This is a genomic window from Saprospira grandis DSM 2844, assembly GCF_000275825.1.
In the GTDB taxonomy this organism is placed as follows: domain Bacteria; phylum Bacteroidota; class Bacteroidia; order Chitinophagales; family Saprospiraceae; genus Saprospira; species Saprospira grandis_A.
On sequence record NZ_JH719942.1, the window covers coordinates 3,132,956 to 3,158,589 of the forward strand.

The 25,634-nt window shown below is 46.9% G+C and carries 22 protein-coding genes; 11 read left to right on the top strand and 11 right to left on the bottom strand.

Annotated features, from left to right (window positions below; translation table 11 throughout):
- Positions 1 to 216 precede the first annotated feature (216 nt).
- The 3 genes from pbpC to SAPGRDRAFT_RS14265 all read right to left on the bottom strand — a co-directional run bounded on the left by pbpC (position 217) and on the right by SAPGRDRAFT_RS14265 (position 4,214).
- Positions 217 to 2,631 carry a penicillin-binding protein 1C gene (pbpC, locus tag SAPGRDRAFT_RS14255; protein ID WP_002659952.1) on the bottom strand — a complete coding sequence of 805 codons (2,415 nt, stop codon included), beginning with the start codon at positions 2,629 to 2,631 and terminating at the stop codon, positions 217 to 219.
- A 72-nt stretch (positions 2,632 to 2,703) separates the two neighbouring features.
- A complete protein-coding gene (locus tag SAPGRDRAFT_RS14260) occupies positions 2,704 to 3,762 on the bottom strand; it encodes an SPFH domain-containing protein (protein ID WP_002659953.1) in 1,059 nt (352 codons plus the stop codon).
- Positions 3,763 to 3,839: 77 nt separating this feature from the next.
- Positions 3,840 to 4,214, bottom strand: coding sequence for an START-like domain-containing protein (locus SAPGRDRAFT_RS14265; protein WP_002659955.1), 375 nt, complete (start codon positions 4,212 to 4,214; stop codon positions 3,840 to 3,842).
- Positions 4,215 to 4,609: 395 nt separating this feature from the next.
- Between SAPGRDRAFT_RS14265 and SAPGRDRAFT_RS14270 the strand changes: the two genes are divergently transcribed.
- The 5 genes from SAPGRDRAFT_RS14270 (at position 4,610) to ung (ending at position 8,494) form a co-directional block, all read left to right on the top strand.
- Entirely contained in the window at positions 4,610 to 5,482 is an 873-nt protein-coding gene (locus SAPGRDRAFT_RS14270; RefSeq protein WP_002659956.1) for a sigma-70 family RNA polymerase sigma factor, read from the top strand.
- Positions 5,483 to 5,759: 277 nt separating this feature from the next.
- Complete coding sequence (gene nth / locus SAPGRDRAFT_RS14275) at positions 5,760 to 6,443, top strand: endonuclease III (protein WP_002659958.1); 684 nt, start codon at positions 5,760 to 5,762, stop codon at positions 6,441 to 6,443.
- A gap of 202 nt (positions 6,444 to 6,645) precedes the next feature.
- Positions 6,646 to 7,065, top strand: a complete 420-nt coding sequence (locus tag SAPGRDRAFT_RS14280) for a RusA family crossover junction endodeoxyribonuclease (protein WP_002659959.1) — start codon at positions 6,646 to 6,648, stop codon at positions 7,063 to 7,065.
- 12 nt (positions 7,066 to 7,077) lie between these two features.
- Positions 7,078 to 7,728: a hypothetical protein gene (locus SAPGRDRAFT_RS14285; RefSeq protein ID WP_002659960.1), complete on the top strand. Its 651-nt coding sequence runs from the start codon at positions 7,078 to 7,080 to the stop codon at positions 7,726 to 7,728.
- A gap of 85 nt (positions 7,729 to 7,813) precedes the next feature.
- The gene (ung, locus tag SAPGRDRAFT_RS14290) at positions 7,814 to 8,494 is read left to right on the top strand and encodes a uracil-DNA glycosylase (protein WP_002659961.1); all 681 of its coding nucleotides are present in this window, start codon (positions 7,814 to 7,816) and stop codon (positions 8,492 to 8,494) included.
- 40 nt (positions 8,495 to 8,534) lie between these two features.
- On the opposite strand, the gene SAPGRDRAFT_RS14295 is transcribed toward ung, so the two are convergent.
- Both SAPGRDRAFT_RS14295 and SAPGRDRAFT_RS14300 read right to left on the bottom strand, forming a co-directional pair.
- A complete protein-coding gene (locus SAPGRDRAFT_RS14295; RefSeq protein ID WP_002659962.1) occupies positions 8,535 to 9,425 on the bottom strand; it encodes a hypothetical protein in 891 nt (296 codons plus the stop codon).
- 319 nt (positions 9,426 to 9,744) lie between these two features.
- Complete coding sequence (locus tag SAPGRDRAFT_RS14300) at positions 9,745 to 10,260, bottom strand: hypothetical protein (RefSeq protein WP_002659963.1); 516 nt, start codon at positions 10,258 to 10,260, stop codon at positions 9,745 to 9,747.
- A 189-nt stretch (positions 10,261 to 10,449) separates the two neighbouring features.
- Between SAPGRDRAFT_RS14300 and SAPGRDRAFT_RS14305 the strand changes: the two genes are divergently transcribed.
- From SAPGRDRAFT_RS14305 to SAPGRDRAFT_RS14320, 4 genes are all read left to right on the top strand, one after another.
- Positions 10,450 to 11,682 carry an acetyl-CoA C-acyltransferase gene (locus tag SAPGRDRAFT_RS14305; protein WP_002659964.1) on the top strand — a complete coding sequence of 411 codons (1,233 nt, stop codon included), beginning with the start codon at positions 10,450 to 10,452 and terminating at the stop codon, positions 11,680 to 11,682.
- Between the two features lie 231 nt (positions 11,683 to 11,913).
- Complete coding sequence (locus tag SAPGRDRAFT_RS14310; RefSeq protein WP_002659965.1) at positions 11,914 to 12,930, top strand: threonine aldolase family protein; 1,017 nt, start codon at positions 11,914 to 11,916, stop codon at positions 12,928 to 12,930.
- Positions 12,931 to 13,116: 186 nt separating this feature from the next.
- Positions 13,117 to 13,938, top strand: coding sequence for a 1,4-dihydroxy-6-naphthoate synthase (locus tag SAPGRDRAFT_RS14315; RefSeq protein ID WP_002659966.1), 822 nt, complete (start codon positions 13,117 to 13,119; stop codon positions 13,936 to 13,938).
- Positions 13,939 to 13,948: 10 nt separating this feature from the next.
- Positions 13,949 to 14,575: an IMPACT family protein gene (locus SAPGRDRAFT_RS14320; protein ID WP_002659967.1), complete on the top strand. Its 627-nt coding sequence runs from the start codon at positions 13,949 to 13,951 to the stop codon at positions 14,573 to 14,575.
- A gap of 61 nt (positions 14,576 to 14,636) precedes the next feature.
- Here the strand turns inward: SAPGRDRAFT_RS14320 and SAPGRDRAFT_RS14325 are convergent, their stop codons facing one another.
- The 3 genes from SAPGRDRAFT_RS14325 to SAPGRDRAFT_RS14335 all read right to left on the bottom strand — a co-directional run bounded on the left by SAPGRDRAFT_RS14325 (position 14,637) and on the right by SAPGRDRAFT_RS14335 (position 20,737).
- Entirely contained in the window at positions 14,637 to 17,606 is a 2,970-nt protein-coding gene (locus tag SAPGRDRAFT_RS14325) for a CHAT domain-containing protein (RefSeq protein ID WP_002659968.1), read from the bottom strand.
- Positions 17,596 to 17,961: a cupin domain-containing protein gene (locus tag SAPGRDRAFT_RS14330; protein WP_002659969.1), complete on the bottom strand. Its 366-nt coding sequence runs from the start codon at positions 17,959 to 17,961 to the stop codon at positions 17,596 to 17,598. The genes SAPGRDRAFT_RS14325 and SAPGRDRAFT_RS14330 overlap by 11 nt, the downstream gene beginning before the upstream one ends.
- A 922-nt stretch (positions 17,962 to 18,883) precedes the next feature.
- On the bottom strand, positions 18,884 to 20,737 hold the full coding sequence (locus SAPGRDRAFT_RS14335) for a DUF6798 domain-containing protein (RefSeq protein WP_002659970.1): 1,854 nt from the start codon (positions 20,735 to 20,737) through the stop codon (positions 18,884 to 18,886).
- Between the two features lie 150 nt (positions 20,738 to 20,887).
- Between SAPGRDRAFT_RS14335 and SAPGRDRAFT_RS14340 the strand changes: the two genes are divergently transcribed.
- On the top strand, positions 20,888 to 21,865 hold the full coding sequence (locus SAPGRDRAFT_RS14340; RefSeq protein WP_002659971.1) for a hypothetical protein: 978 nt from the start codon (positions 20,888 to 20,890) through the stop codon (positions 21,863 to 21,865).
- Positions 21,866 to 22,055: 190 nt separating this feature from the next.
- A complete protein-coding gene (locus SAPGRDRAFT_RS14345; protein ID WP_002659972.1) occupies positions 22,056 to 23,120 on the top strand; it encodes a hypothetical protein in 1,065 nt (354 codons plus the stop codon).
- A gap of 57 nt (positions 23,121 to 23,177) precedes the next feature.
- Here SAPGRDRAFT_RS14345 and SAPGRDRAFT_RS14350 read toward each other — a convergent pair whose 3' ends face one another.
- The 3 genes from SAPGRDRAFT_RS14350 to SAPGRDRAFT_RS14360 are packed head-to-tail and all read right to left on the bottom strand — an operon-like array spanning position 23,178 to position 25,498.
- The gene (locus SAPGRDRAFT_RS14350; protein ID WP_002659973.1) at positions 23,178 to 23,804 is read right to left on the bottom strand and encodes a hypothetical protein; all 627 of its coding nucleotides are present in this window, start codon (positions 23,802 to 23,804) and stop codon (positions 23,178 to 23,180) included.
- 13 nt (positions 23,805 to 23,817) lie between these two features.
- A complete protein-coding gene (locus SAPGRDRAFT_RS14355) occupies positions 23,818 to 24,429 on the bottom strand; it encodes a DUF5683 domain-containing protein (protein WP_002659974.1) in 612 nt (203 codons plus the stop codon).
- Entirely contained in the window at positions 24,419 to 25,498 is a 1,080-nt protein-coding gene (locus tag SAPGRDRAFT_RS14360; RefSeq protein WP_002659975.1) for a ParB/RepB/Spo0J family partition protein, read from the bottom strand. Before SAPGRDRAFT_RS14360 ends, SAPGRDRAFT_RS14355 begins: the two co-directional genes overlap by 11 nt.
- Positions 25,499 to 25,634: the final 136 nt, after the last annotated feature.

The following is a 25,634-nucleotide window of genomic DNA, read 5'->3' on the forward strand; positions in this document are numbered from 1 at the left end:
CATTTTATTCTAGTCCCTAAAGAGAGAATGTAGAGATTTAATTTTTGTTTTTTTGGGGCCTCCGCAGCAAAGCTGCGGCGCTACGCTTCAGGGCTCGCAGGTCTGCTCGGCCCTGCAGTTTTTTCGCTACGCTCAAAAACTTTGGTCTGCGGCTTCGCCGCCCCCTTTCGCATCGCTAGGCCGTTTGGCCTTCGGCCAAGGGGCCGGATCCAAAACCTAATCACCTTCAGATAAAATTTCAATATTTCGCCTAATACTTTGGCCCAATTCATCCATCACCACAATCGTATGTTGTCCTTTGTCCGCCTGAACCTCCATTTCGTGAAAATCTTGGGTGCTGCCCAAATAAAGCTGGTCCAAATGCCAATGTAATTTGGCCTTATTATCCTGATGCGTCACCTTAAGGACCAATTTAGAGCGCTTGCCATCATAATCAATGGGCAAAAAGACCTTTAAATCTTGTTTGGGGTAAATAAATTGCATACGGCTAGGCGCTTCGGGCAAATCAGCCAAACAATCTGGCCGATAAGGCGGAGGCGGCTCATACAAAGGCTGCCGCAAACGGTAATAATGGGCCTCCAAAGGGGGCAGCATCAGATAAGATTTTTGCTTGCTCTCGGCCAAAGGAGCACAGTTGGCATGTAGGCGGTACTGCTCGGCACTATCTACCACCAATTGCTGATGATAAGGGCAAGTAGGCAACTGCGATTGGGCCGAAGGCGGCAACAATAAACGCTCTTTTTTGATGCAGTTTTCTTGTGCCCGACAACCCGAATGCGCACAAACCGTTAACGGCTGCAACTCTGTTTTGGGCAAAACAAATGCCTCGGCCTCATCGGCAGGCAAAAGGTCTAGAATATCAAATAGGATAGGGGCCGCAGCCTGTACGCCCACTAGTTCGGGCCGACCTTCACCAGCGGCATTGCCCACCCAAACTCCTAAGGCATATTTACCATTAACGCCCATGGCCCAAGCATCTCGAAAACCAAAACTAGTACCTGTTTTCCAGGCCAAAGGTCGGGCCGACTCAAAATACTCCCAAGCGCCCTCAGAAGCGGGCCGCTCTAAACGCTGCATATTTTGAAAACAATGATAAATTGCTCCAGCCGATAAAAGCTGCGGTTGGGCGCTGCAGTTTTCTAAGGCGGGCTGTTCATGGGCCAGATTAGGCAGATAGGAGAGCGGACGAAACTGATCGGGCAAATAAGGACAATAGGGCCGCTCTTCATAAGCTTTTAAGGTACGGGCCATACTGGCAAAACCAGCCAGCATTTCATCTAAACGTCCCTCGGCCCCACCCAAAATAAGAGAGAGACCATAATCTTGTGGCGAACGATGCAAACTACTCATGCCCAGACTGCGCAGCCGTTGCTTAAATTTGGCCACCCCATATTCTTGTAGCATTAGGACCAAAGGAATATTGAGCGAGCGCTCAATAGCTTGGCCCGCAGAGACCAAACCCATATATTGCCCACTATAATTTGTGGGGCGATAGCCTTTTATGGAAATCGGCACATCCGATTGCCAGCTTTGGGGACTCAATAAGCCCTCTTCTAGCATAAAGGCATACAAAAATGGCTTGAGAATACTGCCCGTACTGCGTTCGGCCCGAATTAAATCTACATCATCGGCATGGGCATCAGATTGGTCCTCATCCTGAATATTTCCCACATAAGCGAGTATCTCTCCCGTTTCTATATCGGCAACCAAGGCGGCTATATTATAAATTTCTTGCTGCCGATAATCTCGATGATAGCGTTGCAAAAGCGCCGACAACTGTAGCTGTAGGAGTCGGTCTACAGAACTCTGAAGTTGTAAACCATCGCCTAGTTCTTGGCGGGCCCGCTCCAGCAAATGCGGGGCTTCTTGAGGCAAAGGCAGGGGCGCCTCGGGAATGGGTTCTTTTTGGGCCAGACTCGCTTCCAAACTGTCTAAAACTTCTCGTTTGACCAAGGTCTGTAATAATCGATCACGCTTGTTTTTTAGGGCCGATCTATTTCTTCCTGGATGAATCAGGGCCGGGCTATTGGGCAAGACGGCCAAGGTGGCGGCTTCGCCCCAACTCAGCTCTTGGGCCGATTTTCCAAAATATCGCCAGGCTGCGGCCTCTATGCCCACCACATTACCCCCAAAAGGCGCATGGCTAGCATAAAGCTTCAAAATTTCATCCTTAGAATAGGACCACTCTAAACGAGAGGCCAAAATACTTTCCATGATCTTTTGGCTAAAGGCCCGCCCTTTGCGCTTTCTCGATAAGCGCATCAGCTGCATGCTAATTGTACTGCCCCCACTAACCACTTTTCCAGCCTGCCAATTATCTCGAACAGCCCGCCCAAAACCATAAATATCAATGCCCCAATGCGAATAAAAGCGCCGGTCTTCAAATTCTAATAAACAACGAACATATTTTGGAGATAAACTATCTGTAGGGGGAAAACGCCACTGCCCGTCTTGGGCAATTCTGGCCCCCAAAAACTGCCCTTTGCGATCCAATAAAACAAAGCTATAAGGATCTTTAAATAGGGTTTTGGGTAGGCAAAAAATATAAAATAAGAGCGCCGCCGAAAAACTCAGCAGCCAGAGGTAGCGCCAGCGATATAAAAAACGGCCAAAAGCTCGGAAAATCTTCATAGGATAGGGGCTAAAAAAAGTCAATCTTACCTCAAAAGATAAGATTGACTAAATAAGGGAAATTACTTTGGCTTAAAGTTGGGCCAAAAGCTCCGCTTTTTTACTATTAAACTCTTCTTCAGTTAGGATACCCATTTCTTTGAGCTCTCCCAACTCTCTAAGGTTTTTCATCACCTCCTCTCGGCTAAGCTTGGGGGCTTGGGCCTGAGGTTGCTGCTGTTGCTGTTGCTGCTGCATATTATTATTGCCCATCATGCCGCCACCTTGATTCATCATCTGCTGCATCATTTGCTGCATCATCATTTGTTGCATCATCTGCTGCTGATTCTGATTTTGGAGCTGCTGAGGCTGAATGCCATGTTTGGCCGACTCTTTTGTCGCCTCAATATTGGCCATGCGCTGCATTTTATCCATATTCGCATCAGAAGTATAATTTACCTTGGCCATTTCATTGATATGCGCTTCTACCTCAGGAGGAAGAGACACACTAGAAATTTGAAACTTCGTCAACTCAATGCCAAAAGGATCTAGGTCCTGCTGCAAAATAGGCGCAATCGTATCGCCCAAAGTCGAGTAGTTGGCATAAATATCAAAGGCAGATACCTCACTCTTGGCCAAAGCCTCCGCAAATTTAGGCGCAATCAAGCCCCTTAAGGAATCCTCTAGCTCAGAAATATAAAGAATATCTTTGGTGCCAGCATACTCTCTATAAAATTTCTTGGGGTCCTTTATGCGAATAAAATACACACCAAAAGCCCGAATCTGAACGCGGTTCAGCTCAGGATCCTTAATGAAAATAGGGTTGGGAGTCCCCCAACGCATATTCGTAAACTGTCGACCACTAACAAAGTAAACATCCGACTTGAAAGGGGAATTGAAGCCGTGCTTCCAGGACTTAATCGTCGTGAGAATCGGCATGTTCTCCGTAATCAACTTATGTCGACCCGGAAAAAATACATCGGCAATCTGCCCCTCATTCTGAAAAAGGGCCATCTGCGACTCACGAACGGTCAATTGTGCACCGTATTTAATATTCGCATCTTTATCAGGAAACTTCCAAAGCACAACGTCTTTGCTGTCTTCCTTCCACTCGATCACTTCGAGCATCTCATTTCTGAGGAAACCAAACATAGTATTTAAGTTTTAAGTCATTGGGATAATCATCTAAAATACCACTAAAATAAAGGAGTAAACGAAATAGCAAAAAGCTAGCCACCCATGGCTCTACGAAGAGATTCCATCTGAGTTGCCCAAAAATCTTTCTCCTCCTCTACTTCGTCCTCATCACAAAAGGCCGTAATCTCCAAAATAGTTTCTGCAGTGACTTCAGAACGACTCATTTTGTACTCCAAGTACTCATCAGGGAAATCCTCCCACTGCAAACGCAAATAACTATCTTCCTGCGATTCCAGCAAAAAGGCAATTTCTTCATTCCCCTCCCAGTCAAAACTAAATTGACCATCAACCAAATTACAGTCGTCGCAAAACCAACGAGTCAAATTGTCCGGAGTAGAAAGAAAACTATATACAATTTTCGGAGATGCCCGAAATAAAAATTCTACCTTAAATTTTTTTCTGTCCATAAGGATGTTCTCTTTTTTATGAACCCACTAGCCAAAACTAATGTATTCACTGTGACCAACGCCCTATTTTTTCTTCTCTATGGGGCATCTTCTGATAAGGGAGAAAATTGGGAGGCTGTTTAAACCCACAGAACGATCTCCGTTCGTAATAAAAAATAAAAAAACAACTTTTGCAAATGAATGCTTCAAAAACTTATGGCCTCCCAAGGCGCAAAAGCCCCTAAACCCTTTATTTTTTCATAAAATCGCTAAGCAATGAACAAAAAAACCATTTATAGTAGTTAAAGAAGCGAATACCACAAAAAAGCCCTATATTTGTAGTTGGGCATTTTCTATCTTAATCAAAATATGGCGCAACTGTAGGCTAATCGGTTGCCTCTCAAAATAGTAGGTTCATGAGACAGTTAAAAATTACCAAATCCATTACCAATCGCGAAAGTCAATCGCTAGAGAAATATCTGCAAGAGATCGGTAAAGTGGATTTGTTGACCCCTGAGGAAGAGGTGGATTTGGCAAAACGTATTAAGGCCGGCGACCAAATCGCCCTCGAACGCCTAACCAAAGCTAACCTCCGATTCGTGGTCTCTGTGGCCAAACAATACCAAAATCAAGGCCTTTCTCTCAGTGACTTGATCAATGAAGGTAACCTCGGCCTAATCAAAGCCGCTCAACGCTTCGACGAAACCCGCGGTTTCAAATTTATCTCTTATGCCGTTTGGTGGATCCGCCAATCTATCCTCCAAGCCCTAGCCGAACAATCGCGTATCGTGCGCCTCCCCCTCAATAAGGTGGGCTCACTCAACAAAATTAATAAGGCTTTCTCTAAATTAGAACAAGAATACGAACGCGAACCCTCTGCCGATGAACTCGCTCAGGTCCTCTCTATTGGCTCCAATGAAGTAGAAACTACCTTGGGCGTAGCCGCTCGCCACGTTTCTATGGACGCCCCCTTCGTAGAAGGTGAAGATAACTCGCTGCTCGATGTACTCGAAAATACCAATACCCCGCAAACAGATGCCAATCTGGAGTATATGGAGTCTTTGCGCAACGAAATCGAACGCTCGCTTTGCTCACTAACCGACCGCCAAAGAGATGTCATCAAACTCTATTTCGGTATCGGCTACCAACACCCTATGTCGCTAGAAGATATTGGCGATAAGTTTGGCCTAACCCGCGAACGCGTTCGCCAAATTAAAGATAAAGCCATCAATAAACTGAGAACCTCTACCTCTAAAAGTAAGTTGCTCAAGGCTTATCTTGGCCGCTAAGTTTAGCCAACCCAAAAAATCTAAAGGTCTCCTGATATATTAGGAGGCCTTTTTTTTGGGGCCTCCGCCTCGCTGCGCTCGTCGGCGCTACGCTTCAGGGCTCGCAGGTCTGCTCGGCCCTTCGTTTTTTCGCTGCGCTCAAAAACTCGGTCTGGCCTGACGGCCCCCCTTTCGCATCGCTAGGCCAAATGGACCTTCTCCGCTCTAGCCATTAGTGCAAGCCGCCTATCTGCACAAAAAATTGTATCTTGCTCTGCACTCAAAAGATTTTTAACTTATGCCCAAAAGAAAACATCCTGGCCGTTATCCTAGCCATAAAACAGTGAGCAAAAATATACGGAAATGGCTGGAGGAACTTTATCCAGAAACACCCATCCCACTAGAACATAGCGATAATTATAGCTTGTTGGTGGCCGTTTTGCTCTCGGCCCAATGTACCGATGCTAGAGTAAATACGGTTACACCCATTCTATTTGAAAAGGCCAGCACGCCCGCCGAAATGATTAAATTGCCCGTTGCCGAAATCGAAAGAATTATTCGGCCCTGCGGCCTAGCCCCCCGAAAATCTAAGGCCATTTCTAAACTCTCTCAAATTTTGCTTGACGAACATGAAGGCGAAGTGCCCGAAAGCTTTGAGGCCCTAGAAAAATTGCCCGGCGTGGGCCATAAAACGGCCTCTGTAGTCATGTCTCAAGGCTTTGGCCATCCCGCCTTTCCCGTAGATACTCATATTCATCGCCTAGCCTGGCGCTGGCAATTGAGCAATGGAAAATCAGTAGAGCAGACAGAAAAAGACCTAAAAGCATTATTTCCTAAGAAAAGTTGGAACAAATTGCATCTGCAAATCATTTTCTTTGGTCGAGAGTATTGTTCCGCTAGAGGACACAACCCTTACGAATGTCCCATTTGTAGCAAATATGGCCGCCAAGAACTATTTGATGAATTTGATAAAAAGACCTAAATTGATGGTCCAGAAAAGGGCGCGAAGCGCCCTGCAGGCAAAGCCTGCAACGGCCTAGCGCTGTGAAGGGGTGGCCCAAAGGGCCAGACCCAGGCGGCAAAGCCGCCGCAGGGCCGAGCGAACAGCGAGCCCCGAAACCTAGCGCCCGCAGCCCCAAAAAAAAGGGCTGCGGGAGGCCCCAAAAAATAGGAAAAGAAAAGAAATGCGAAAAATATTGATTGCCGTAATTGGCAAGCCGGCCAGTGTGCAATCGAACGGAAAAAGGCGCGAGCGCTGGAAGGGAGAGATCCGAAAAGAGGCCAAAAAAATATTGGCCAAACGCAAAGATTTGCCCAGTGAAAAGGAGATGGAATTATCGATTTCCTACTATTATCATCGGGAGACGGATTTGGATACAGACAATATTATCAAGCCCATTCAGGATGCTTTGAATGGGGCGGTTTACTTGGATGACAAACAAGTTAAAAAAGTAAGTGCCCATGGACGGAACATTTATGATATTCAAGACATTAGAGGAGCGAAAGCTTATTTGATTCGATGTTTTCAGGAGGCTTTTCGACAAGAGAAAGATTTCATTTCGATTACGATAGAGGCCTATGAGTTGCAAACTCGCCTTAGTTAAAAACACCCCAAAATGCAAAAACTACAACCCTATCTAACGGCCTATCAGGCGGCGGCGCCCAAGCGAATTGTGGAGGGGCCAGCGGCTCATGATCTTCATCAGAATTTACAGCAATTTAAGTTTGATTTGCTGGTAGAGGATGGGGAAGAGGAGGTTTATTTTATTTATTGTGATTGGGATAGCCCCAGTCTAGAACAGATTCAGGAAATTACGGAGCTGGCCGAGGATTTGCCCAATTTGCGCATTGATTTGGCCGGCCCCATTTGGAAGACCTCCTCTAAGCATCGGGCGCAGCGCCAGCATTTGCGCAATCAACTTCGCTCGCAGCAGGCTCAACTACAGCTTTTGTTGCAGGCGCCTACGGCCAAATTTTTAAAAGAACAGCAAAATTATTGGCAACAAATTGACCAATTGAGTTATCTGTATGGGATGCAGCAGCAAGAACAGCCTCCTGCGCATAATTTGCGGCAGCGGCTACAGCAATTGGTCCAAGAAAAATCCTTGCTCAGTCTTGAAGAATGGGAAATTTTGCAACCTTATGTCGATAATCGACAACTTTTGCAGCTAGAACAAAGACGTTTGCACAGCCAAGCTATGCCAAAATTGCAGCAACTTTTGCAAGTGGAAAAGAAATTATTGGATGCCTTAGCCAAAGGCGTTTAAGCGATAAAAGCCCCAATTTGGGGCTTTTTTTTATGGATAATCTCTGCCAAACTCCTTAAATTTAGCCTAAATCGAACTAAAAAATATGAGCCAAGTACAAATTGAAGCCTCTTGGTTAGAGGCCCTAAAAGCAGAATTTGAACAAGACTATTTTGCCAAAATTAAGGAGCGCCTAAAAGCCGATAAGCAAGCCGGCAAAGCGATTTATCCCCCCGGCCCCCTTATCTTTAATGCCTTTGATAAGGTCCCTTTTCATGAGGTAAAGGTCGTTCTTTTGGGCCAAGATCCCTATCATGGGCCTGGGCAAGCGCATGGACTTTCCTTTTCGGTGCCCAAAGACCAACGGATTCCGCCCTCTTTGCGCAATGTTTATAAAGAATTGACCAAGGATATTGAAGGTTTTGTGGCGCCAAAACATGGCTGCTTGGAGCCTTGGGCCGATCAAGGCGTTTTTATGCTCAATGCAGCCCTAACGGTAGAGCATAAAAAGGCGGCCTCTCATGCCAAAATTGGCTGGCAAAAATTTACCGATGCCGTCATTCAAAAGCTATCGGAAGAGCGAGAAGGCTTGGTCTTTATGCTTTGGGGTGGTTTTGCCAAAAAGAAAAAGGTCCTGATTGACGAAAGTAAGCATTTGGTTTTGAAGGCCACACATCCTTCGCCTTTGGCCGGAAGGGCCTTTTTGGGCTCGGCCCATTTTTCAAAGGCCAATGCATATTTAGAAAAACAAGGAAAAACGCCTATCGATTGGCGCCTAGAGGCATAGCAAAAGGGCGGTCGGAGAATTCTCCGACCGCCCTTTTTACTTAAAATTTACTCACTTTCTTGGCCAAACGCTGCAAGTCTTTGGGCCGCAAATTAAATTGCAAAGGCCGTAGGCGACTATATAAAATATCGCCCGATTTCCCCTCGACCACCGAGACATATTTATCGCTATTGCTGCGCACAAAAAGCAAATAATAAATCTTTTTACCCTCGGGGCAGTTTAAAATACGCTTAGACAACTCCTTGTTGCTGAGTATTTTGTAGGGGTAGGGGTATTTGGCCATCAGTTCTTGGGCCGACTGCGTCCCCTTGGCCTCCCAATAAGTATTAAACTCTTTGAGCACATAATCTGGAACAAAAAGGGTGTCCGTTTTGAGCGCTTTCAACTCTGCTTTGGCAGGCCCTGGCCGAAAACCCGAGCGCTTCTGTCCCCGCTGCAAATGGTCCTGAATCTGCTGCAAATAATTCTTGAGCAAGCCCTCCGACCAATTGAAAATATGCCCCTCCGTATGAAAGCGATAATCATAAATCAAAGAGGGGTCCTGGCTGGTTTGCGCATCGGGGTACAACTCCATCCGAGCCATCCGCTTTTTTTGCGCATTGGCCCAAAGCCAAAGCTCCAAATAAACATAACTAGAGCGCTGGCTGGCATTTTTAATCTTATCGTCGCCAAACAACAAATACGCATAGCCCTTTTTGTTTTTATACTGCAAATACTCCCGATAAGAAACAAATTTTATAGGCGTCAACTGCCATTCTCGCTCAATCAATTGCCGATAACTATGGTGCTGGGCCGTATCATAGGCAGGCATAAAAACCAAGGTTGTACAGCTTTTCAAATCAGGCAAAAACTGACAGTTTTCAATGTCGAGCTGGGCCAATACCGTCTGGCCCAAAAAAAGGCCAAAAATCAAAAGGGATAATAGTCGCATAAGGATATAAGTTGTTTTGTTTTGGGGCTGCCCCGCCCTTTGGGCGGGTCGGGCTGTTTCGCAGCTCGCAGGTCTGCTCGGCCCTTCGCCAGCAAGCTGGCTCGGTCTGGCCTAACGGCCACTGCTGTCCATCCCTCAGCCTGCGGCGGCTTCGCCGCCTGCCCACCGAAAAAATTGGGCCGTAAATAGTTCCCCTAAAAAGGCTTATTGGTAAATATCAATAGGAGTTGAAAATTATATATGGTAATATACTAGACCTTAAGGGGCATCTTCTTCTTGAGCCTAAGCGGTTAATGCCTCCATCTTAGCCACTAAGGGATTAAGAGGAAAAATAATCCGCATCCAAAATATCGGTATTTTCCAAAGTAGTATCTTTAGATTGATTTAAAGGCTGCGATAAAAAGCAAAAGCTCATGCCTAAGGCCCCTAAGGCCCAAGCATAATAGCCCCAGTCAAAACCCGTACGCAGAAGCAAGGGCCAAATAAATGTGCCCACTAACATTAAAATAACCAAGGCATTTTTGAGCAAAATATAGGCCCCCAATGGCCGAATGAGCTGATAGGCAAACATAAATAGAACAATGAAGTTAGCCATATTAGCCAAGAGCAATAAAGGCGAATCAACCATCTGCTTTAAGAAGTAAATCGGAATCTGATAGCCCCAGAGCGAATCCGCTGGCATGCCTAAAGCAAAACGCTCCTCAATTAATAGCTCTACTAAGGGGTGAATATGATAGGCGGGCAAGCAAAACCCCAAAAGGTAAATGGCCGCAAAAACATAAAAGGCTGGCTTGGCCCAAGGGTAGGCGGTTCGTTTGATTGGAGCGTGCAACATATTCCTGAATTTTGTTATTTTGGGCATGTTCCAGCCCAGCCAAATAAAATAAACGAAGCAAAATACTCAAGGCCGCTAGAAAATAAATAAAAGCCCCGCCAGGGCGCTAAGCTAAAGTTAGCAAAGGCCCCTTGGCCCAACTAAAATAAGGAAGAATTACCCAATATTAGCCCAAACAGTTGTCTTTTCATGACCACTAAAATAGATGTCGATAAAATGCAAAATGTGTTTATATATGCCGCTAGCCGAACCCCAAGGGCCGCCGGCCAAAATAGTGGCCCCCTACAAGAAATAAAACCCATCCAATTACTCGATAGTAGTATTCAGGCGGTGCTCAAAGCCCAACCCACTGCTGCCGATTATATCGGCGATCTTTTCCTCGGTTGCATGACGCCTGTAGGCGAACAAGGCGGCAATATCGCCAGAGCCGCTGCCCTCTATGCGGGCTTGCCCTACCAAGTGGCCGGTACCCAAATCAACCGATTTTGCGCCTCTGGCCTAGAGGCCCTGCAAATGGCAGCGGCAAAAATAGAACTCGGCTGGGAGCAATTAGTTTTGGCTGGGGGACTAGAAAGTATGAACCGAGTGCCCGAACTTAGCGACGGAGGAGCCATGATTTATGACCCCTTGGTCCGTGCCGCCGTCAATTTTGTGCCGCCCAGCCTTAGCGCCGACCTGCTCGCCAATTTGCAAGGATTTAGCCGCCAAGAACTAGACGAATATTCTTTCGAGATGCACCAAAGAGCCCTGAAAAGTCAGGCCGCTAAATGGCTCCGCCATAATGCCGCTCTGGTCTATGACCAAAATGGCCTGCCCATTCTCGAAAAAAATGAGTGCCTTCGCCATGGCCTAAAAGCCGAAGATATGGCCCAGTTTGCGCCCATCCTCTCCGAAAAAGAAGCCAAGAACCTCGATATTATGGCCCTTATGCGCTATCCCTCCCTAGAATATCTGGAGCATCTGCATACCCCCGCCTCTGCCGCCCAATTGGCCGATGGCTCGGCTATGGCCCTAATCGGTAATGCTCAAATTGGCGAGCAATTGGGCCTGAAAGCCCGAGCAAAAATCCTTAGCGCTAAGGTGGTGGCTGTAGACCCTACCCTCAGCTGTACCGCTGGCCTAGAGGCCGTCAAGCAGTTGCTGGCCCAAACTGGCCTGAACAAAAATGATATTGAACTTTGGGAAAAAGTGGAGCTCTTCGCCGCTGTTGGCCTGCATTTTACCCAAGCTCTCGATATTCCGCTGGACCAATATAATATCTTCGGTAGCGATATCGCTTGGGGCTATGCCGCCGGCGCTATGGGCGGCATCGCCCTGGCTAATCTGCTCGATGGCCTCGAAAAAGAGGATAAACAATTGGGCTGTATCGCTATTTCGGCCCGGGCAGGCCTAGGCGCCGCCCTCCTGGTCGAAAGAGTGTAGTTTTTTCTGTTTTTTGGGGCCTCCGCCTCGCTTCGCTCGTCGGCGCTACGTTTCAGGGCTCGCTATTCGCTCGGCCCTGCCTCGCCTTCGGCTCCTTGGTCTGGCCTTCGGCCACCCTTTCACATCGCTAGGCCAGTCGCTTCGCTCCTTTGCGGCGGCTGCGCCGCCTGTAGAACGCAGGAGTTGGACCAAAAAAATAGCCCGCTCATTTTTTACTTTAACCTCTGTTTTATGATAGATTTTAGATCAGATACGGTCACTCGCCCTAGCCAAGGCATGCTGGCCGCCATGCAAAAGGCCCCCCTAGGTGATGACGTCTTTGGCGAAGACCCTTTAACCAATGCTTTAGAAAGAGAAACGGCTCAGCGCTTTGGTTTGGAGGCAGGCCTCTTTTGTCCCTCCGGGACTATGGCCAACCAAATTGCCATCAAAAATCATAGCTCGGCTCCAGGCAGCCTAATTTGCGATCGGCGTTCACATGTATATTTATATGAGGTGGGGGGCATTAGTTTTCATTCTGGACTCAGCCCTATTTTGACCCATGATGAGGCGGGGTTGATGCAGCCCTCAAGTTTATTGGCCGCCTTGCCCAATCCCCATGATTTGCATAAGGCCAATGCCCAAATCTTGGTTCTTGAAAACACTTGTAATAAAGGAGGGGGAAGTTGTTATGAGTTGGACCAAATGCAGGCTCTCTCTCAATTGGCCCGAGAAAATAATTTGGCCGTTCATCTGGATGGGGCCCGCCTTGCCAATGCCATTGTGGCCAAAGGCTATAGCGAAAAAGAAGTAGGAGCCTGCTTTGATAGCATTTCGATTTGTCTCTCTAAGGGCCTAGGAGCTCCTATTGGCTCTTTATTATTGGGCTCGGCGAGTTTTATTCGTTCGGCTAGGCGTTTGCGCAAGCTCTTTGGTGGCGGGATGCGGCAAACTGGTCAATTGGCGGCGGCTGGACAATATGCTTTGGCCCAACAATGGGATCGTTTGGCGGAAGACCATGAAAAAGCGGCCAAATTAGGCCAGTTCATTGCTCAACAAGCTTATTGTGAAGAACTGGCTCCTGTACAAACTAATATTGTGCTCTTTCGTTTAAAGGAAGAGCTTTCGCCTCAGGCATTTTTGGACCAATTGGCGGCCAAAGGCCTGCTTGCTGTTCCCTTTGGGGGGCAATGGATTCGTTTAGTGACCCATCTGGACATCTCTGCAGCAGATATGCAGCAGGCCAAGCAAATCTTGTGTTCTATGTAATTAGGTGTGCAGGGCGGCTGGGCCGCCCTTGGCCCAAAGGGCCAAAATGGCCTAGCGATGCGGAGCGGGTGGCCCGCAGGGCCAGACCGAGGCGCTTTGCGCCGAAGGGCCGAGCGAACAGCGAGCCCCGAAGCGTAGCGCCGCAGCTTTGCTGCGGAGGCCCCAAAAGAAAAATAAAAAGAAGAAATGGAAAAGATCAAAATAGGCTATTCGCCTTGTCCCAATGATACCTTTATTTTTGATGCTTTGGTGCATGGAAAAATAGACACAGAGGGATTAGAATTTGAGGTACATCATGCAGATGTAGAGGAGCTTAACCGCTTGGCTTTTGCTGGGGAATTGCCCATTTGCAAGTTGAGTTATCATGCTTTTGCGCATTTGTGGAAAGACTACCAGCTCTTGCGGGCGGGTTCTGCATTGGGGAACAATTGTGGGCCTTTATTGGTGGGAGCTCGGTCTTTTGGGGCAGAAGAAGTGGCGGGGGCTAAAATTGCGATACCGGGGCAGCATACCACGGCAAATTTCCTTTTGTCTTTTGCTTTTCCAGGGGCTCAAAATCGGCAAGAATATTTATTTTCGGATATAGAAGCGGCTGTTTTGGCGGGGGAAATAGATTTGGGTTTATTGATACATGAAAACCGCTTTACCTATGCCCAAAGGGGGCTGCATAAAGTGATGGATTTGGGGCAATATTGGGAAGAGCGAACGGGCTTGCCGATACCTTTGGGCGGCATAGCGGTCCGTAGAGATTTGCCGGAGGAGCTCAAGCAGAAGCTGGGGCGGTTGTTGCGTAAATCGGTAGAATATGCCTTTGCGCATCCGCGGGCCTCGGTAGAATATGTAGCGGAGCATGCCCAAGAAATGGATGCAGAAGTTTGTCAGCTGCATATCAATTTGTATGTTACTGAAAACAGCATTGATTTTGGACCAAAGGGAGAGGCGGCCATTGCGCAGTTGATGCAGAGCCTCGATATTCAAGCAGATTTGCCCCTTTGGGTAGTAATTTAAAGGCCTTATTTTGTCAGCAGAAATTATTGACCGCTATACTACTTTGGCGGAGCCTCGAGAGGGGTGGTACAAGGAAAAAGGGAGTAAATTTATAGCCTATGCCTATGAGGTAGAGGATGAAGAGGCGATCCAGTTCTACTTGGAGGAGGTTCGGCAGTTACATTTTAAGGCGCGGCATCATTGTTATGCATGGCGTTTGGGATTAGACAAAACGCATTATCGGGCCAATGATGATGGGGAGCCTTCGGGAACGGCGGGTCGGCCTATATTGGGGCAGATTGATAGCTTTGGGTTGACCCATTGTTTGATTGTGGTGGTGCGTTATTTTGGGGGGACCAAATTGGGGACCTCGGGCTTAAAGACGGCCTATAAGGCGGCTAGTTTTGAGGCCTTGAATGAGGCGCCGAAGGTAGTGCGCATATTGAAACAGCAAGTCAAGCTCTTTTTGCCTTACCCATTGCTTAGTGATTGGATGAATTATTTGAAGGGGGCGGGTATGGACATTAAAAGTTCTGATTATGGGGCGGAGGAAGTTGTTTTGACCTTATCATTGCCACTTTCTCGTTTGCCAGAGCTACAGGCTCGTCTAGACGACCCTTTGATTACGGCTATTAAAACAGAGGGTTTAGAAGAATAGGCTTGAAAAGAGAGAAAGAAAAAGCCCTCCGTCTAACTGACGGAGGGCTTTGTTATTTAGCTTAAGGTTTTCGGCGCCAAAGGGCGAGGGCTAAGATCAAGAAGGCGGCGAGTCCGGCTCCGCCCCAATAGTAGGGGATATAATTTGGTTTGGGTTGAAGTGCCAGCGGTTGTCGGTTTCCGTAGAGAATAGCTGCGGCCCAGAAAAAGGGGTGGCAATGCATTTCTTTTGCATTATTGAGATAATCTAATTTGGCGGCTTGCAGGGCTATATCTTTAGGTGAGCCTTGTTCTAGATGAATATAAAAGCGGCGCATCAGATAGACTGCTGATTCATCATTCCAGGACCAGAGTGTCACCATGGCCGAGGGGGCGGCACTATGGGCCAAGGCTCGGCCAAGGCTCATGACGCCTTCGCCGCTGCTTTGTTTGCCTAGGGCGGTTTGGCAGGCGGAAAGAACGAGGAGGTCTTGATTTTCTAGGGAGAGAGCGGCCAGCTCCTTACTATCTAATCGGCCTTCTTGGCCCTTTTGGGGCAGCAGTAAAAAGGCGTCGCTACTATCTGGGGCCAAGGCGTGCATAGCCAAATGCACTAGCTGATAACTGCCGATATTGGCCAGCAATTCCTGCTTATTGGGAAAGGGGGCTATATTTTTAGAGGGGTAGCGCTTATGCAGCCAAGCTACTTCTTCTTGGGCGCCTGCTAGGGGTTTATGCATGGGGCTTTCCCAATTATAAATGGGGGCTAGGGCTAGCATTTTAGGATGCTTTTGTGGGATATGTTGCTCTTGTTTTTGCAGGACCTCCCAATTGTAGACATAGCGAATACTTTTTGTTTTGACTAGGTAGGGGAGGGTTTTGAAATTATCTTTTGGGCCTGCTTTTTTGCTAAGGAGCAGTTCAAAGGGGAGGTACTCTAGGAGGCCATCGCTTACAATGCTCAATTGCTCAAACTGTTCTAAGTTTTTGGGGAGTAAGAGTTTTGAGAGCAGTTCTGCATCGGCTAAAAAACGTTGGTAACGAATGCGGGAATCTAGTTCAAAGAGGGCTTCGCTATTATAAAAGCTATTGATTAGGCGGATAATGGGGCCTTCTAAAAGTAGGTCATTGATTTGTTCTAGTTCAAAGCTATTTTGGCTAATGCTGAGGCGAAAATGCCCATCTTGATTAGAGAAGTAATGCAAAAGCAATTCTTTTTGGGCCAATTTGTTTTGTAGCTCTTTTACTAGAGGCAGTTGCCAGCTGGAGGTATTTTGCTTGGCTTTATCCAAGCCTACTTCAGTTTTGAGGGCCAGCCATTTGGCTTTGGCCTGTTCATACTGTTTTTTAAGTCGGTTAAATTCTTTTTTATCTTGAGGGTCGGCTTGGGTCCAGAGTTCCTCATAGTAGATCGCTTGTTTTTGGGCCTGTAGGCAGGCTTTTTCCTGTTCAGCTGTTAGCTTTAGGCTGGCGAGCTTTTGGTGCAGGGCCAAACTATGTTTGAGCAAGACGGATTTGCTAGTTTCAAAGAGGGCCAAGAGTTGGTTGCACATCTCTTCTTCTTGGAGGTATTGTCCTTTGTAGCGATAAATGTGGTCAATGTAGGCGCCATAAAAGTGTTTGGCGGTAGAGAGCAGCTGTTGTTTATCGCTTTGGCTGGCGCTACGTTCTAGTTGCCGATGAATATCGCTTTGTAGGGCAAATAAGTCTTGTTTTTTAGGCCCAAAATCTTTTGAACTAGCGTACTGCAGCCAGAGGGCCCAGCAACGCAGGGCCAGTCGAGGTTCTCGGTAGCCATCTTTTGTTTGGAAGCGGTTTTTAGCTAGGGCTAGGGTTGTTTTTTCTAAAATAACAGGGCCTAATTCATGCTTGTTAGCGGCATCGGCCCATTCAAAATAAAGGTCGGCTAGGGCGGGTGCGTTTCGCTCGGGATTTTGGAGCAGAATGGCTTCGGCTTCTTGAAAGAGGCGCAGGGCGCTCTTCCAATCTTGCTTAGATTTAAACTTGGCCAGCCTCATTTTGGCGGAACTTACTTTGGGGTGTTCTGCGTCTAGGCTTTGGGTGTAAATCTGAATCGCTTTTTTCAGGCGTTTTTCGGCCTGTCCATATTGCTTGAGTTTTTCAAAAGATACTGCAGAATGCTGCAAGACCAAGGCATATCGGGGGTGGTCTTCGCCAATTAGTTTTTTGGCAATATCTAGGGCTTGATGTTGGTATTCTAGTGCATCAAGGGGGCGGTCCATACGGTGGTAAAGGACGCCCATATTATCATATAGCCAAATTAGCGAGAGTTGTTCTTCTCCGCCAGTACTTTTGCGCAGGGCCAGGGCTTTATTATAAAAGCTAAGGGCGGCTCCAAAGCGGTCTTGATAATCGGAAACGACGGCCAAATCATTATAAATTTTGGCCAAGCTTTTTTGGACCTTAGGGTTATCTTTGGGGCGTTGTTGTTCTATGGCTAGGGCTTTTTTCAGAAGTTGTTCGCCTTCTAGGTAAAAGCCTTTTTTGATTTCTCGGGCGGCTTGCAAGACCAAGAGGCTACTATAGCGGCTGCTGTCTAGGGTTTCTGCGGACTCACAAAGCCAGAGGGCGGTATCGCTGTAGTTTTGCTCTAGTTCATAGGCCTGACTATAATAGCCAATATCGGCAATAAGTCGATAGGCATCTAGGGTTTCTACATCTTTGTCTCCCAACAACTTTTTGCTACTATTGAGGCAGGCAAAGCCATGTTTTTGGGCCAATTCATATTTACCAAGGACTCTAGCCATTAGGCTAGCATTATAATAGGCTCGGACCTTTAGCGTAGCTAGTTCGCCGGTATCTAGCAAATGGGTTCTACAGCGAATTTCCTCTTCAAAGAGCTGCAGGGCTTCGCTATAGTTTTTGCTTCTAAATACTTTTTTGGCCCATTGGCTATAGCTCAGGGCGCCCAAAACGCTTTCTTCTTGGCCCAGACGTTTTAGGCTATCTATACGTTCTTTTTCTTGGCCCAAAAGCAGCTGTGGGAGGCTCCAAAAAAAGAGAGCGAAAAGCAGGGGGAGTTTATAGGACATCTTCATCATTTTCTTGCCAATAGGGTTCTACAATACAAAGAAAATGAAAGGGCTGGTTGCCTTTTTGCTGTACATATTGCTCGGCTTGGGCGGGCACTAGGCAGCAATCGCCTGCTTGAAGGGTTTGTTCTTGGCCATCAATAAAAATGCTGGCGGTTCCAGAAAGCACATAATAGAGTTCACTACTTTTTAGTCTGTGGGGCAGACTAGACTGCCCCACATCTAGTTGGGCTTTGGCCAAGCTATAGCCTATGGGCCAATTGTCTTTTAGGGGGTGGGCAATTTCTTGCAAAAGGGTGGCGTCCCCTGCCAAGAAAGCGGGACTTTCTTGGGCGGCTTTAAAGTATCTGGACATATTTGATTGTTTTGTATCTTTTCAAGATAAAACTTATCGGGCAGAAGATAAAAGCAATGTCTGCTTTTATCCATAAATAGGCTAAACGTTTATTCAGTTTTTTATTTTTTGGGGCCTGCCGCCTTTGGCGGCCGGGCCCTTTCGGGGCTCGCAGCTTTGCTCGGCCCTTCAGCGCTGCGCGCTTCGGTCTGGCCTTTGGCCACCCCTACAGGCCCCTAGGCCGGTCTGCCCTGCGGCTCAGCTACAAGCCGCTTTGCGGCTTCAAGCTTCGCCGGCTCGCGGCAAGCGCGCCCGGCCGGCGGTTGGCGGCGGCCACCTTCTTTTTTGTGCTTTTCTAAATAGGCCCTCAAAATATTTCATTTCAGTTGTGGGTTTCCTTTCGCCGCCCCCGCCTGGGGGCTGGGCTCCTTTGGCCTTGGGGGCCAAAGCGCCCAGCATGGCCTTCCTCGCTTCGCTCCTCAGTCTATAACAATCAGCCTTTGGCTGATGGGGGAGTTGGGCCAGCCCCCCCAAGAGATTCCCTAAGGAATCTCGCAAAGGGGTGGGTGGGCGGGGACATAACAACAAATGAGGAGCGCAGCGACGAATACCAACTATACGGTCCTACAGGGCCGAAGGCCCGCAGGCAATAGCCAAATTTAAACGCACTCACTTTTATAGTTTGCAGCAATTTCCCGCTAGTCGGCCCTATTTTTCTCGGCCATAGCGAAGGCTATGCCCTTAAAAAATAGCTGGCCTAGCCAAAAATTCATAGCAAACTACGACCAAAGCAGCGCGATTAAATCTGGCTGAGGGGCTGTAGCAGGGCCGCCGAAGGCGGCAGACCAAAGGCTTTTGTAGCGCAGCGAAAAAGCCTGCAGGGCCGAGCAGACCTGCGAGCTGCGCAATGGCCCGACCCCTAGCGAAGCGAAGGGGGCAGCCCCTAATCCTCCTTCAAGAAAACCAACTGAAAGCCTTCATTTTGAAAAACAACAGGCAACTGCGTCTTCGTTTCAGCATAAAGCAGAGCATATTGGGCGGTATACTTTTGGCCCAGCTGCAAGAGCATACTATCGGGCCGGCTTTTCCAATAAGGCGTAAAAACCTGATTAACAGCGCCAAAACCCTGCTGATCGGTCCAGCCATAAACCTCAAAAATGCGTTCTTGCCAAGCCTTCATCGCTTGGCCGCTAAAGGGAAAAGCCTTAAAATCGACCACCAAAGCCCGCTGGCCCAAATAGCGGATTTCGGCCTGCATAGGCGGCACCAAAAAGCGGCTATCTTTGGGCGTTTCCTCCTTAATATATTGACTAACCTCATAGAGTGCTGGCTGAAAATGAGCTTGGTCGCTCAGGCTATACAGGCGACTCATATCTTGCTGCAGTGGCGACATGCCTGGTCTTCTGGGCGTTTGCGACCAAAATAAAAGGAAGCTTAGGCTAGCGGTAGCAAATAGGTAACTGGGCCATTTTTTCTTTGGGGCCAGACTGTAGAAAATAGGACCAAAAAGCAAAAAAATCAGCCAAAGATAGGCCGCTGCAGAAAAATCAAGCGTCAGGTAAGTTTGCCAGAGTCCATAAATTGTAAGGGCCAGTAAAATGGGCAACTCTAGGGCGAGGGTCCAGCGCCAATGCGGGAAAAAGCGGTTGCGTAAGCGAGCGAGCAGAAAGAGCAGGGCGATGCGCAGCCCATTGGTCCAACAAAAACTATTGAGCAAAAAGGCCCAGACATAAAATTGCTCGAGTTGTTTGCCCTGTCGAACTTGGCCAATGGCTCCGGCCAAGCCCAAAAGAAAGAAAAATTTGCCTAAGTAGAGGATGCGATAAACTTGGGCGGTGGCCATCAATTTGCTGGGCTGGATTTCTACAAAATAATAGCCGATATAGGCCAAAACTAGCAAGCTAAGGATAAGGCCCAAAACAAAAAAGCGATCTATTTTTTGGAGCTGTAGCAGGCCTTTGGGCAAATAAAGCAAGGCCAAATAGCCCATCAAATAATAGCTATTTTTAGGCTCTTCTTGGAGCAAAAACTGGCTAGGGAGAATATGGTGGGGCGCTCTAAAATGCACATATATAGTATAGAACTCTTCTAGGCTAATATTTTCTTGGGCCGAAAAGAAATAGGGACCAAGGCTTAGGGCGGCGGCCAGGCCAAAAAGTCCAGCGCCCAAGCCCAAGGCTTTCCATTGCTTGCGGCTAAGGCGGGGGCGAAAAGGCAGGCTGAGCGCATAGAGGCCGCCCAGCAAAAGTGTCGATTCTGGTCCCACCAAAGGATGAATAAGGGTAGCTAGGGCCAAAAAAAGGCCAGCCTGCACAAACTTTTGTTGCCAGAGTTGGGGAAGCGCCAGCAAAACCAGGGCAAAAGCCATACTATTGGGCGTGAGATAAACCGCATGGATTTCGGAGAGAGAACCTAGGCTTAAGGTAGGAATCGATAGGCAAAAGAGGGCGGCTAAATTGGCTGAAAGATCATTCTTAAACAGCAAGCTCCCCATTTGTTGGGCGGCCCGGCCAATGGCCCAATTGCAGAGGAAACAAAGCAGAAAAAAGGCCAGGGGCAGGCCAAAAATCTTTGTAAGCAAAATAGTTAAATAGTTGCTATAGATTCTAGGATTAAAGCCCGAATCATTGGCATTGATAAAGGCATCGGAGGGGAGGAAGTCGGGATTCAGCTGACGAAAGAGCAAACTAAGGTGCTCCTGATGGTCCCAAAGTCCAAACTGATAGCCCCAAATAGTGGTAAAAAGGGCCATAAAGGCGATAAACAGCGGAGAGTTAGCCCATTTAGCGGCAAGCATTTAATTATTTTGATTAAATTTTGAGAAAATTTAAATTTTTTGCGTCTATTCTGTAACCAAATAGATTTGGCTGCGTAAAAGAGAGTGTATTTAATCAAACAGAGATTGCAATCTAATTCAGATTCATCATCCTTCTACAAAACATTACGCATGAGCAAATCTTTGAAGTCCAAAGAAGAAGTCCAAAAGGCCTTTAAGCAGTTATTGGCCCAGTATGAAGTCCAACAAAAAGCGATTCTGACCAAAGAAGAATCGGCAAGATTGGAAAGAGAAGCCGCCCTTTTGGAAGAAACTGAAGGCCTCAGTCCTCAAGGGATCATTAAAAAAATTGCAGACCTACAATGGGAGGTAGCGAGCAGCACCGAGACGCTTCGGGAGCAAGTATTGGCCGAAGTGGAGCAGCTCGAAAAAATGCGGACCGCCCTCAAGGTACAAGAAAAAAACCTAGAAGCCCGCTATCAAACAAAAATTGCGGCCAATGCGCTTTTCATCCTTCAGCAGGAGCAAAAGCAAAGAGCCGAAGAATTGGAAGAAGAGCATAAAGAGGCCTTAGAAACTTTGCAAGAAGAAATGCAGGAGCAAAGAGCCGATTGGGAGCAAGAAATTTCTAGTTTCCAAGAAGAGCAGGCCGAAAATAAGGCTCAATTGGAAAAAATGCGAGAGCAAGAACTAGAAGAATATCGCTATCAGCTCGAACGCCGCTATTTGCGAGAAAAAGACGCCTTTGAGATGCGGAAAACGCAGCTTTTGCGCAAACTAGATGAGGAAGAAAGAGAAAAACAAAAAGACTGGAATCAGCGCCTAAAATGGCTAGAAGAAAAAGCCGAGGAATTTAAGGAGCATAAAGAAAAAGTGGATGGTTTTGAGGCCGAACTAGAAGAGGAGGTCAAAAAAGCCAAAGACAAATCCTTTAAAGAGGCCAACCGAGATGCCAAAGAGGCCCTAGAACTTTATGAAAAGGAAATGGAAAGCAAGCGCAAAATTGCCGAGCTCCAAATTGAGAGTTTGTCTAATCGCTTGGAAAACCAAAAATCTGAAATCGAAAAACTCAAGGCCGAGCTCAAAGAAGCTGTGGCTCAAATGCAGGCGCTTTCTATTAAAGCACTAGAAAATAAACAGGCCTCCTAAATAGTTAGGCCAAAAATGTAGAGGGATTTTTTAACGCCCCAGCTCCCAAACCCCTAGGGAGTACAGCGCCAGCCGCTATTTTACTCCATTAGCCAGATGATTCTGTTTTCTTTGCGAGCTTGGGGAGTTAAAATCTCTTCTTTTATCTTTTGTATCTTCTTTTTGTCTTCAACTCTAAATTATATATATCATGGCCGTATCCATGCGCAATACCAAAAACCAAATCATGAATGCCTATAAAGAGGCGCTGACTAAGGTCAAGGATTTGGAAAAACAACTCAAAAATAAAGCTCCCGCTCCTAGCACAACGAGCAGCACAAAAACCGTAATCCAAGAAAAAGTGGTCTATAAAACGGCTGAGCTCAAAAACTTGGAAGGGATTATTGCCACCCTCAAAGCCGTAGAACAAGGCATCGCTCCCGCTTTTAGCGATAATTCTGCCCTGCAAGCTATTGAAGCCGAAAAACTCCAAAATCTTCAAACTAAACTAGAAGAAGAAGGCCAAGAAATCCAAAAACTCTATAATATTGAGGTGGATGCCGATAGCATGCTCAAAATTATTGAGGAATATCTAGCGAGCCAAAAACAATTTGAAGAGGAATTTGAGGCCAAAGAAAAAGCCTATAAAGAACAACTCGAAGAACAGCAAAAAAGCTGGGATAAAGAACAAGAACTCAAATCGGAAGAAATTGCCGAAATGCAACGCGAGGCCGAACAAGAACGTAGCCGCAATAAAGAACAATACGACTACCAACTGAAGCAAGAACGCAAAATCGAGGACGATAACTATAAACAGAAATCAAATCAGCTCGAACTCGAATTGCAAACGATTCAGGAACAAAAAGAAGATGCTTGGACCACTGAAGAGAAATCAGTAAAGGAACAAGAAGAGGAACAGGCAAAATACAAGGCCGATTTTGACGAACTAGAAGAAAAACTCCGTAAAGAGGTCAAAAAAGCCGAAGCCGAAGCCAAGGGAATCGTCGAAAGAGATCATAAGGTCAAAATGAAAATGCTCAAAACCGAGCAAGAAGGCGAACTCAACGCCCTACAACATATTATTGATGATTTGAATAGTACCTTGGATAAACAAAAGGACCAAATCCATAAGCTCTATGCACAACTAGAAGATACTCAACGCCAAGCTCAACAGTTGGCCGTCAAAGCACTAGAAAATTCTTCTTCTGCAGACTCCTTTAAGGCTGTGCGCGAAATCGCTATGGAACAAGCCAAAAATATGGGCAAAGGGAAGTAGACTACTTTTTTAATTGGAATGTGAATGGGAGCAGCGAAAGCTGCTCCCTTTTTTTATCTAAAATTGCCGAAAAGGAGCCGAAAAAGGCTTGTCAAACCCCAAACGCAAACCAAAGTTTAGGGTCTCGGCCCCCAATTCTGAACTGCCAAAGCGAAAAAAGAAGGCAAAACGACGCTTTTGCTCAACCTCAAATTGGACCAATTGCTCCAAACCAAATGCTAATTCTACTACCCAGCTATAAAAATAAGGGTTGGGCAATTGCCGCAGGCTTTCTGGCCGATCATATAAATGAATCCGACTCCACTGTACCCCCGCACCCAAACTCATAAACCCCCCCATCCCGATTTCTTTTTTGCTAAACCGATGCCTAGCCCGAAACAAAAGAGGAAAAGAAAGACTCCCCAACCCCCCATAGTCCTGGCTGTTCATCGCAAAGGGCTGGTACTCCATAGCCAATAATAACTGATAGCTCTTCCCCTTTTTGCCCCGCCGATATACCCCAAAACCTACCCCCGGCAATATATTGAGCCACTGCCCAGCCGAAGCCCCCTCTTGCCCCAAAAGTTGCGCTTGCTGATAGTTCTGGTAAATGTTGAGGTCCAAATAACTACTCCAACCCCAATTTTGAGCCGATAAAGGCGAAAGAAAACAATAGAAAAAAACAAAAAATAGCCGCTTGTGCATAAATGACCAATAATCAGAAATGAGGAATGGGCCGCTTTTTTTGCTCTCGCCGAGGACGTAACTGAAGCTGTAACTCCGGATGATATCCCATCTGCCCAGAAAAAGCCTGATAATGCGGCCGCCCGCCAATATTCCAATGCAAACTAAGGTCGTCACTCACATCAAAACTACTCAAGTGAGCGTCTACAAAAGCATCTAGTATCGTTAGCCCATAAAACCCAACCAATCCCGCTACAGAATACTCGTACTGCTGACGATATGCATCTCGCAAGATTTTTAATTGAGCATCGGTCAAACTGGGATCACAAGTATTTATAGTATTCGGATCACTGTCTACCACCGCTAAATAGGACTGCCGATAACACTGATATTTTTGGCGATTATCTATAGATAGATACACTAAAGCCCCTATGCCCCCATAAACAATAGGCAGTTTCCAATACCGACGATTGTAAATTTGTCCGCCGCCCGGAATTAAAGCCCAACGCCAGGCTTTCTGTGGGTCCAGTTGCCTCGCTTTTGCCTTCGCCCTTGGCCCAGCCTCTGAGACCAAACGCAAACTGTCCTGCCCCCATAAAGGACAAGACAATAGCAGCAGAAAAGCAAATAAAATACTATGCTTCATAGTTGAGTTGCTCTAATATTCGCTCCAAATCATCAGGGTCCATAAAGTTGATGATGATCTGCCCCTTGCCCTTTTCATTGGCCCTGAGCTGCACCTTGGCCCCCAACTGAGATTTTAAACGCTCTTGCAAATTCTGATAGGCCGCAGGCAAAACTTTTTTCTTCTCCTCTTTCGGCACTTCTTCGCCCTCCTTTTTCGCCAATTGCTTGTCCAACCAAAGACGAGTCTCTTCTACCGACCAGTTGGACCGAATGATCTCTTTATACAAATAAAGCTGCTCGTCCAATTTCTCCAAACGACTCAATTCCGCCAAATGACCCAAGGCAATTAACCCCGACTTTAAACCCATAATCGCCTTGTCCAATGAGTTGCCCTTCTGCAAAAGCTTGCTGTATTGCTCTACCTTGCGCACCGATAACTTCTCCTCCATCGTCGCCTCAAACAAAATACTCTGCAATTGCTCCTCATTCAAGCCCGCCAAAGCCCGAGCATGACCCATAGAGATCTGCCGAGCCTTAATCGCATTCTGAATCTGACCCGGCAAACGTAGCAAACGTACATAATTACTCACCGTGCTCCGCTTCTTATTTACCCGCTTAGATAATTGCTCCTCCGTCAACTTTAACTCATCCATCATCCGCTGATAAGTACTCGCAATCTCTATCGCATTCAAGTCCTGCCGCTGAATGTTCTCAATCAAGGCCAATTCTAACATGGCCTCGTCATTGGCCACCCGAATATAGGCCGGTACCTGACCCAATGCCGCTAGCTTAGAGGCCCGCAACCGACGCTCCCCAGAAATGAGCTGAAACCGATTCTCCCCCAAATGCCTTACCGTTATCGGCTGAATCAACCCATGCTTCTTAATCGATTCCGATAGCTGCAATAAAGCCTCCTCATCAAACTCTAAACGAGGATTGTCCGGATTGAAACTAATCTGATCTACCGGAATATCCGCCACCGTATTCGATAATTCCCGAACCAGCTCCTCTTTATTTACCTCAATATTGGGATTGATTTTCGAAAATAGGGCCCCAACTCCCTGTCCTCTATTTAGCTTTTTTGCCATGGTACGTTATAATGTCATCTAATTCAAGCCCCAAAAATACGCTTTTTTTAGAGAACTTGCCTAAAATCATCTCTTCCCTTTTTTTTGATCTACTTTTGGGGCCTCCGCTGCGGCCTGCGGCCTTGCGGCGGTTACT

Excerpts from the sequence above, each read along its gene's own strand:
- SAPGRDRAFT_RS14355 (WP_002659974.1), bottom strand. The coding sequence starts at position 24,429 with ATGAAGCATAGTATTTTATTTGCTTTTCTGCTGCTATTGTCTTGTCCT.
- SAPGRDRAFT_RS14280 (WP_002659959.1), top strand. The coding sequence starts at position 6,646 with ATGCGAAAAATATTGATTGCCGTAATTGGCAAGCCGGCCAGTGTGCAA.
- pbpC (WP_002659952.1), bottom strand. The coding sequence starts at position 2,631 with ATGAAGATTTTCCGAGCTTTTGGCCGTTTTTTATATCGCTGGCGCTAC.
- nth (WP_002659958.1), top strand. The coding sequence starts at position 5,760 with ATGCCCAAAAGAAAACATCCTGGCCGTTATCCTAGCCATAAAACAGTG.
- SAPGRDRAFT_RS14295 (WP_002659962.1), bottom strand. The coding sequence starts at position 9,425 with ATGCGACTATTATCCCTTTTGATTTTTGGCCTTTTTTTGGGCCAGACG.
- SAPGRDRAFT_RS14335 (WP_002659970.1), bottom strand. The coding sequence starts at position 20,737 with ATGCTTGCCGCTAAATGGGCTAACTCTCCGCTGTTTATCGCCTTTATG.
- SAPGRDRAFT_RS14345 (WP_002659972.1), top strand. The coding sequence starts at position 22,056 with ATGGCCGTATCCATGCGCAATACCAAAAACCAAATCATGAATGCCTAT.
- SAPGRDRAFT_RS14265 (WP_002659955.1), bottom strand. The coding sequence starts at position 4,214 with ATGGACAGAAAAAAATTTAAGGTAGAATTTTTATTTCGGGCATCTCCG.
- SAPGRDRAFT_RS14305 (WP_002659964.1), top strand. The coding sequence starts at position 10,450 with ATGACCACTAAAATAGATGTCGATAAAATGCAAAATGTGTTTATATAT.
- SAPGRDRAFT_RS14300 (WP_002659963.1), bottom strand. The coding sequence starts at position 10,260 with ATGTTGCACGCTCCAATCAAACGAACCGCCTACCCTTGGGCCAAGCCA.
- SAPGRDRAFT_RS14340 (WP_002659971.1), top strand. The coding sequence starts at position 20,888 with ATGAGCAAATCTTTGAAGTCCAAAGAAGAAGTCCAAAAGGCCTTTAAG.
- SAPGRDRAFT_RS14350 (WP_002659973.1), bottom strand. The coding sequence starts at position 23,804 with ATGCACAAGCGGCTATTTTTTGTTTTTTTCTATTGTTTTCTTTCGCCT.
- SAPGRDRAFT_RS14270 (WP_002659956.1), top strand. The coding sequence starts at position 4,610 with ATGAGACAGTTAAAAATTACCAAATCCATTACCAATCGCGAAAGTCAA.
- SAPGRDRAFT_RS14260 (WP_002659953.1), bottom strand. The coding sequence starts at position 3,762 with ATGTTTGGTTTCCTCAGAAATGAGATGCTCGAAGTGATCGAGTGGAAG.
- SAPGRDRAFT_RS14330 (WP_002659969.1), bottom strand. The coding sequence starts at position 17,961 with ATGTCCAGATACTTTAAAGCCGCCCAAGAAAGTCCCGCTTTCTTGGCA.
- SAPGRDRAFT_RS14325 (WP_002659968.1), bottom strand. The coding sequence starts at position 17,606 with ATGTCCTATAAACTCCCCCTGCTTTTCGCTCTCTTTTTTTGGAGCCTC.
- SAPGRDRAFT_RS14315 (WP_002659966.1), top strand. The coding sequence starts at position 13,117 with ATGGAAAAGATCAAAATAGGCTATTCGCCTTGTCCCAATGATACCTTT.
- ung (WP_002659961.1), top strand. The coding sequence starts at position 7,814 with ATGAGCCAAGTACAAATTGAAGCCTCTTGGTTAGAGGCCCTAAAAGCA.
- SAPGRDRAFT_RS14360 (WP_002659975.1), bottom strand. The coding sequence starts at position 25,498 with ATGGCAAAAAAGCTAAATAGAGGACAGGGAGTTGGGGCCCTATTTTCG.
- SAPGRDRAFT_RS14310 (WP_002659965.1), top strand. The coding sequence starts at position 11,914 with ATGATAGATTTTAGATCAGATACGGTCACTCGCCCTAGCCAAGGCATG.
- SAPGRDRAFT_RS14285 (WP_002659960.1), top strand. The coding sequence starts at position 7,078 with ATGCAAAAACTACAACCCTATCTAACGGCCTATCAGGCGGCGGCGCCC.